At 53.8% G+C, this 7308-nt stretch carries 4 protein-coding genes; all 4 read right to left on the bottom strand.

Going from position 1 to position 7308, the window contains the following annotated elements:
* Positions 1 to 3274, bottom strand: a 3274-nt coding sequence (locus D5S03_RS05485; protein WP_287042931.1) for an FAD-dependent oxidoreductase, incomplete at its 3' end; no start/stop codon positions are given.
* A 21-nt stretch (positions 3275 to 3295) separates the two neighbouring features.
* Positions 3296 to 4609 (bottom strand): Coenzyme F420 hydrogenase/dehydrogenase, beta subunit C-terminal domain, encoded by a 1314-nt coding sequence (locus tag D5S03_RS05480; protein ID WP_287042930.1) that lies wholly within the window; start codon positions 4607 to 4609, stop codon positions 3296 to 3298.
* 359 nt (positions 4610 to 4968) lie between these two features.
* Positions 4969 to 6363 carry a sigma-54-dependent transcriptional regulator gene (locus D5S03_RS05475; RefSeq protein WP_287042928.1) on the bottom strand — a complete coding sequence of 465 codons (1395 nt, stop codon included), beginning with the start codon at positions 6361 to 6363 and terminating at the stop codon, positions 4969 to 4971.
* Positions 6364 to 6581: 218 nt separating this feature from the next.
* Positions 6582 to 7308 (bottom strand): putative metalloprotease CJM1_0395 family protein (locus D5S03_RS05470; protein ID WP_287042927.1); only part of this gene is annotated, 727 nt, incomplete at its 5' end.

Below are 7308 nucleotides of genomic sequence, written 5' to 3'. Positions count from 1 at the left end.
TGCTGCATCCAATGACCATGATGCCGTCCACTCCCATCTGCATGAGCTGCAGTAAAGTGTCCTCATGCAGGATGCCCACGCAGTTTACCCGTATAATGACCGCCCCGGGGCTGTACCGGCGTTTGAGGACTCCAGCGGCATCCGCCGCCTGGTAAGAGCCCCAGTTGCAGCAGAAAACCATCACCAGGGGTGTATGTTTGAGGGTCTGGTTCCGGCGGGTTTCAAGCAGGGCCTGGGCCTGGGCCAGAATTTTTTCCTCCTGGTATTCACCAATGGCGATGCCTTCCCGGGTACAGTAGTTGAGACAGATTCCACAGCCCTGGCAGGCGGCCTTTTCTATGCAGACCTGCTGTCCGGGGCCATGGTCGTTTCCGGGGACATCCTGGAGGTGAATGGCCTCGTAAGGGCACTTGTCCACACAGGCTCCGCAGGCATCACAGTTTTCTGTTATACCGGCCTTTACAGGGTCAAGGTGAATACTGTCTTTGAAAAGTATCTGCCTGGCCCTGGAAACCGCGGCCCTGGCCTGGGCGACTGCTTCTTCCACCGGCATGGGGGCGTTGCACAGGCCTGCCGCGAATACACCGCTGCAGGACAGATCTGCAGGCTGCAGAAAATAATGCTCTTCCAGGGCGAAGCCATGGGAGTCCCGGGAGCATTTGAGCTTTCTGGCCAGTTCCTGGTTGCCGGGATCAGGGACTATGGCCGCGGCCAGTACAAGGTAGTTTGCATGTATTTCTAATGGACTTTCCAGGATATGGTCAGTGGTTTTTATTTTCAGGCAGTCATCCCTGGCGGATACTTCAGGTTTGCTGGTTCTGGAATGCCTGATGAATATCACCCCCTGCCTGCGGGCTTCTTCGTAGAGAAGTTCCCTGGAGCCGTAGGTGCGTATATCCCGGTACAGGACGTAGACATTGAGCGAGGGGTTATGCCTTTTCAGGTGCAGGGCAGTTTCAATGCTGCGGGTGCAGCATACCCGGCTGCAATACTTATGCTGCGTATCCCTGGAGCCCACGCACTGGATAAAGGCCACTGCACCGGCGCTTTTTATCTTTTCAGGGGATGATTTCAAAAGCCTGTCGAATTCGTTCTGGGTATAAACTCTTTCGTCCCGGCCATGCAGGTGCTCCGCAGGCTTATGTTCCATGGCCCCGGTACAGAAGATCGCTGTCCCGTAGCGAATGGTTTCCAGGACGTTTGCGCCGTCGGGCCTGCACATATGCACCTGGCTTATGAAGTTGCCCATGGACCCCCTGAATGAAAGTATTTCGGCGCGTTTCAGCAGGTGTATGCGGGGGTTGTTTTCAACCCTGGATATAAGCTGGTCCAGATGTTCTGAGACGTCCTCTCCTTTCCAGGTGGTCCTGAGGTTCCATGCGTTACCTCCGGGATGGTCCGATTTTTCCACCAGAAATGTTTCAATGCCCTGCCCGGCCAGTTCCAGGGCCGCGGTCATGCCCGTAAGCCCGGCTCCCACGACCATGGCCTTGGGGATTACTTTTTTGGGCAAGGGGAGCATGGGTTTATTCATACGGACCCGGGACACAGCTGCAGAAATCTGCATCCTGGCTTTTTCCGTAGCCTGCCTGGGATTGTCCTTATGCACCCAGCTGTTGTGGTTGCGGATATTGGCAATCTCCAGCAGGTACTGGTTCAGGCCTGCGGACTGCAGTGTGTCGCGGTAGAGGGGTTCATGAGTCCTGGGGGTGCAGGCGGCTATGACCACACGGTTTAGATCATTTTCCTGTATCAATCTGATGATCTTGTCCTGGGTTATCCTGGGGCAGGTAAAAAGATTGGTGTCCACCAGGGCCACGTCTGGAATGGATGCGGCAAACTCCGCCAGGTCCTGGACGTCGATGACATCGGATATGTTTCCTCCGCAGGAGCAGATGAACACGCCTGCTCTAATGGCCTGACCGGAGATGTTTTTTTCCCTGGGAAAGGGATTGTTTGAGGTCTGCAGGGATTTTCCAGGGATGCTTTGTGTAGCGGTGCTGGCTGCGCCGCCTGCATCTATGATGGATTGGCGAATATCTCTTGGCGCACATACGCTGCCGGCCAGATAAACCCCGGGCCGGTTGCTGTGGAAAGGGCTGAAGCTGGACGTTACGGCAAACCTGTCCCGGCTCAGCTTTATTCCCAGCCTGGCAGCAAGGTCCATACTGCTTTTTTCCGGCAGAAAACCGGTGGAAAGCACCAGGAGATCATAATGTTTCTGCACCAGGCCGGCATTTCCGGAGAAATAGCTTGTGACCACGCCCCTGCCGTTCTCACCGGGCGTCATGGTGTGCGGCCTTTCCCCTATGAAGCGCACACCCTGGTTTCTTGCCCTGTCGTAGAATTTTTCATCTGCCTTGCCCTGGGCCCGGATGTCGTTGAAAAATATTGTACAGTCCAGCCTTCTCCTGGAAACATGGTTTCCGGAAACCATGGCCTGTTTTATGGCATACATGCAGCATATGCTGGAACAGGACCTGTTGCTGCCTGCGTCCCGGGTCCTGGAGCCCACGCACTGCAGCCAGGCCACGCTTGCAGGTTCCGCACCGTCTGAAGGTCTTTTCAACAGCCCCTGCCCAGGTCCGGAAGTGGAAAGCAGACGTTCATATTCCAGGCTGGTGACCACGTCGGGGATGTCTTTGTAGCCGTAGGTGTCGCTATTCTGCGGGTCCACCTGTTGCAGTCCAGGGGCCAGGATGACTGAGTTGACCCTCAGTTCCATGCCCTGCTCCTGGTCATTGAAATCAATGGCTCCAGTGGGACAGGCCTTTGCACAGGCCCCGCAAATGCCCCGGGTCAGCCGCAGGCAGTTATCGGGGTCAATTACATATCTGGAAGGTATGGACAGGTTGTGCAGCACATAAGCGGCCCTTCTGGGTTTTAGCCCCAGATTGAAACTGTCCGGGGCGGATTTCAGGCATACTTCCGAGCATTTATTGCAGGCTATGCACTTGTCCGGGTCAATGAAAGAGGGGTGTTTGCGCAGGTGCATGCGCATGTTGCCTTCGGGCCCCTCTAAGTCCATGACTTCCGTCTGGGTCAAGATCTCGATGCCCGGATGCCTGGAGCACTCCATGAGCCTGGTGGAGAGCAGGCAGGAAGAGCAGTCGTTGGTGGGGAAGATGTTTTCCAGCCTGGCCACCATACCGCCCAGTGCGGGCTGCTTCTCCACCAGGCAGACAGAGTATCCTGCATTGGCCAGTTCAAGGGCGGAATGTACGCCGACGATTCCGCCCCCGATAACCGCCACTGAAGCGTTTTTTATTAGCATTGCCTGGAACTGCAAAGTTTTTTATACATGCGAAGATGCCGGAGTTCCCAGTTCCTGGCGCTGCTTGCGGGCGTTTTCCCTCTTGATGCTGGATTTTTCCAGGATCAGATTCAGGGTGTTGTTGATATTGGTTTGCGAAGCGGGCTCATTGGGTGATGGGGCAGCATCCTGGAATTTTTCCTCCAGGTGTTTCAGTTCGCTGGCCATTTTCTGATATTCCGGGTCCTGCTGGGCCTGTTCGTCCCCCAGGTTTTTGCTGTACTTACGGTGTCTCATGTTGCGGCGCAGTTCCATGATGCGCTGTCTGGACTTCTCATCTTCACTGCCGGCAGCCCTTTTTGAGGCAAGGTAGCTTTCCAGGGCGGTGCCTTCGGCCTTGTTCAAGATGTCCATGCCCAGGCGGGTACGGGCGATCACAGTGGTCCAGCCTTCATCCGAGCCCATTCCGCCAAAGGAGATGTCTGCAAATTCTGCTGTATAATCAGTGCAGTAGCGGCAGGCCGGTCTCATGATGAAATCCAGTTCATCCAGGGGCAGGGTATGAATGGTGCCATCCTGCATGTACAGGTACATTTTATCCTTGATGTTGATTTTCTTGACTTCATTCCAGTCGAACCGGCCAATGCCTTCCAGGCGTTTTCTGGCGCTGTCTTCAAAAGCGAAGTTGCCGGAGCAGAACAGTCCCAGCACGCATTGTATTGTGTCCGAGGGCACAACTCCCAAGGCCTGCATTTTTCTCAGAGTGGCCACCTGGCAGGGTGTGCCTACAAAGGCGACCCGGCGGGCTTCAGAATTTTTTAATTCACCCATGGCCTGGATGGATGGGGTGAACGTGGAATAGTGCTCGCTGTAGCGCACCATGCCGTGGGAGGTATCAAAGTGTGAGCCGCAGGCGGAGATGAGTTCATCGGTGGAGCGGGCCAGAAAGGGTTCCCGGTTGAACAGTCCGATATGTCTGGAAACTATGGCAGAATCTATTTGTCCGGTTTCCATCAGGTATTTGAGAATGCCGGTGACTGCACCCCCGTCAGTGGCCCTTTCAAGGATATCCGGGTCTTTTGCCCGCAGGATATTCGAGGATACAATATTTCCTGCCGGCTCACTCCATCCTGTATGCTGCTTGACCTCGTCGTAAAGTTCTTCGTTTTCCGGGCACAGCATATGGCAGATGCCGCATTCTATGCACGCTTCTTTATCTTTGTAGCGGGGATAGCCCTCTTTATCCACTTCCAGGGCTCCGTAGTTGATGGCCTTGCAGAAGGTGACGCAACCTCCGCACCTGTTGCACAGATATTTTTCCTGGACCTGCTGGATCAAGTCATCAAAAGACCTCATTTTTCCCTCCATACTCTAAAGTGTTTTTTTGGGGATTAGATATATCAAGTACTGTGCCTTGTTATCTATCATTAATTATTCCGGGATGTTGTTAAATTAAGGCGTGCCTGGTCAGCCTGTGAAGCAGCAATTGTCTCACTGTTTGTACTGTTTTGCAGTACAATATGCTGGCTCTTCTTTATGGTAGCGGGAGGTTAAAATACGGCCAGAGGTTATGAGCAGGCAAAGCACCTGGCCTGTCCTGCGTGGCAGGACTGTTTGAAGGACTTTATTGGAGGTCAGGACTGTGGTCTGTGCACAAAAGCATTTTGATTGACCCCCGGGGCTGACAGGAAGTTTGGGGTGATTTGAATGCAGTGTCAATTGAAGCCGTATTTTTTGAGCAGGGCATACAGCCTGGAGCGAGACAGACCTGATGTTTGGCAGGCCTTCTGGATATTTTCCCCGGAAACCCGCATAAGTTTTCTCAGGTAATCCTTTTCCAGGTCAGCCAGAGCCCGGTTGCGGTATTCCTTCAGGTCCGGGAGGTCTTGGGATTCATCTGTGGCTGGTGCGGTAATATCTGCTGGTTCATCATCCTGGCTGAACTGCTGCCTGGCTTTATGTACCCTGAGGCTGGTGGGCAGGTGTTCCGGCAGAATGTACGTCTCGTTCAGGCCCATAATGACAGTGTGTTCCAGCTTGCTTATCAGCTCGCGCACATTGCCGGGCCAGGGGTAGCTGATCATTATATCCATAACTTCGCCTGAAAGGCTTTTTAGTTCTATTGCGTAGCGTTGACAGATTTTATTGAGATAGTGGTAGACAAGGGCTTTTATGTCGCTTTGTCTGTAGCGAAGCGGAGGTATATGCAGGCTGACACCTTTCAGGCGGTGGAGCAGATCCTCGCGGAACAGGCCTTCAGTCGCCATCTGGTCCAGGTCTTTGTTGGTTGCAGCCACCAGCCTGAAGTCACTGAACATTTCCGTAGTACTGCCTACCGGTCTGTAGCGACGTTCCTGCAGTACTCTCAAAAAAGTTTTCTGAGTGGCCAGGGGCAGTTCACCGATCTCGTCCAGAAACAGGGTTCCCTTATGGGCCTGCTTCAAAAGGCCAGGACTCTTTCGATCAGCAGTTGTGAAGGCCCCTTTTTCATGCCCGAAGAGAATGCTTTCAGCCAGGTTGACCGGTAGTGAGGCGCAGTCTAAAGTCATCATGGGAAAACTGCTGCGCAGGCTGTTGCAGTGTATGGCTCTGGCGAAAAGTTCCTTGCCGGTGCCGGTTTCCCCGAAGATCAAAATGTTGCTGTCCGTGGCGGCACAGGTATGGACAGTCTGCAGGCACTTCATCAGCTCCGGGGAAGAGCCTGCAATGCCGCAGCGTTCCAAGGTCAGGGGGTCACTGGCTCTGTTGTTTCTGACTTTTTTGATTGCGCGATATATGGAGGCTTTCAGAGTCTCCCATGGCGGAGGCTTTTTAAAGCAGTCCCAGGCCCCTTTCCTGATGGATTCTTCTGCAAACTCCGGATCGTCGGAGTCGGTTACCACCACAGTTGCCGGCGGGGAGGGGTATTGCAGCAGGTCATAAAATACATGGCGGTGATCTTGCCGGGAAATATCAATGTCCAGGATGGCCATATCGTAATGGTCGGCACCACCAAGAAAAGGCTCCAGAGATACATGCGTGGCATGGCCCTTGTAGCCCATATCCTGGACAGTCTTTTTGATGTCTCTGCGGAAATGTTGATCCGGTGAAAGGATGAGGATCCTGGCCATTTGTGTGCTCCGGGCCTTGAGTGAATTCTTTGTCTTAAGGCCTTTAATTTCTTTATAGCATTAAGTTGCTCCCCGGTAAAGAGTTGGACTGGAAAAAGTTTGTGGTTTTGAGCGATGGTTAGTTCGTTTCTGGAAAGAAAACCAGTTCTAGAGTTCGACTAGTGGGAGTAAATACCTGTTTGAGAATTATTGCAGGCAGAGTGCCGGAATGGTCTGTTTTAGAAGCTGTTTATCATTGACTGGTAGGCCTGGATGGCGGCTTTCATTGCCGTGGGCGGAGGAGAAGTGGGTGAATTGCCTGCTTCAGGCTGCCCGGGTCCTGATTCGTCCTGCTGTTCTTCTTGTTCTTCCTGGCGTTGCTCCATCCTGGCCTCTGCTTCCATCCGGGCGGCATCCGCAGCTATTCTTTGATCCTGCGGAGAAGGATTGGCCGGGGCCAGGGCCGCCCGGCGCACGGTACGAGCCTTTTCCTGGGTCTGTTCAGGGTCTCCGGGTACCGGAGAAGTGTCTATGGAGACTTCGCCCTCAACTGCATACTGCCTGCCGTCCGGTCCTTTTTCATAGGAATAGCTGGCCCCGCCGTTTACATACTGGCCTCCGGCTGCAATATGGGCCTGCTCATGGGCACGCACTTCGGCGTCGCGATGTCTCAGTTTCTGTAGTTCCTGGCGCTCTTCAGCCGAGAGTTCCTGTTCATTGCGCAGGCCGTGATTTTCTTCACCCTGCTTGTACTCTTCACTGTGATGGTCATTGCCGGCTTGAGGTGATGGTTGCACTTTTTCCTGGCTGCCGGGAGAATCTTTTGCAGGCTCGTCTTTTAATGCATGTTCCTGGTTTTCCTGGGAATGCCTGTCCCGGTGATCAGTTTCAGGTAATGGCCGGGCGTCAGGGCCATATCCAACGCCTTGTTCCGGCCCGGCAGAGATATTTATCCCGGAGGCTGAC

This window comes from Desulfonatronospira sp. MSAO_Bac3, assembly GCF_003838035.1.
Lineage (GTDB): Bacteria > Desulfobacterota > Desulfovibrionia > Desulfovibrionales > Desulfonatronovibrionaceae > Desulfonatronospira > Desulfonatronospira thiodismutans.
The sequence above is the reverse complement of the archived record's forward strand: the minus strand, read 5'-3'. Positions and strand labels throughout refer to the sequence as shown.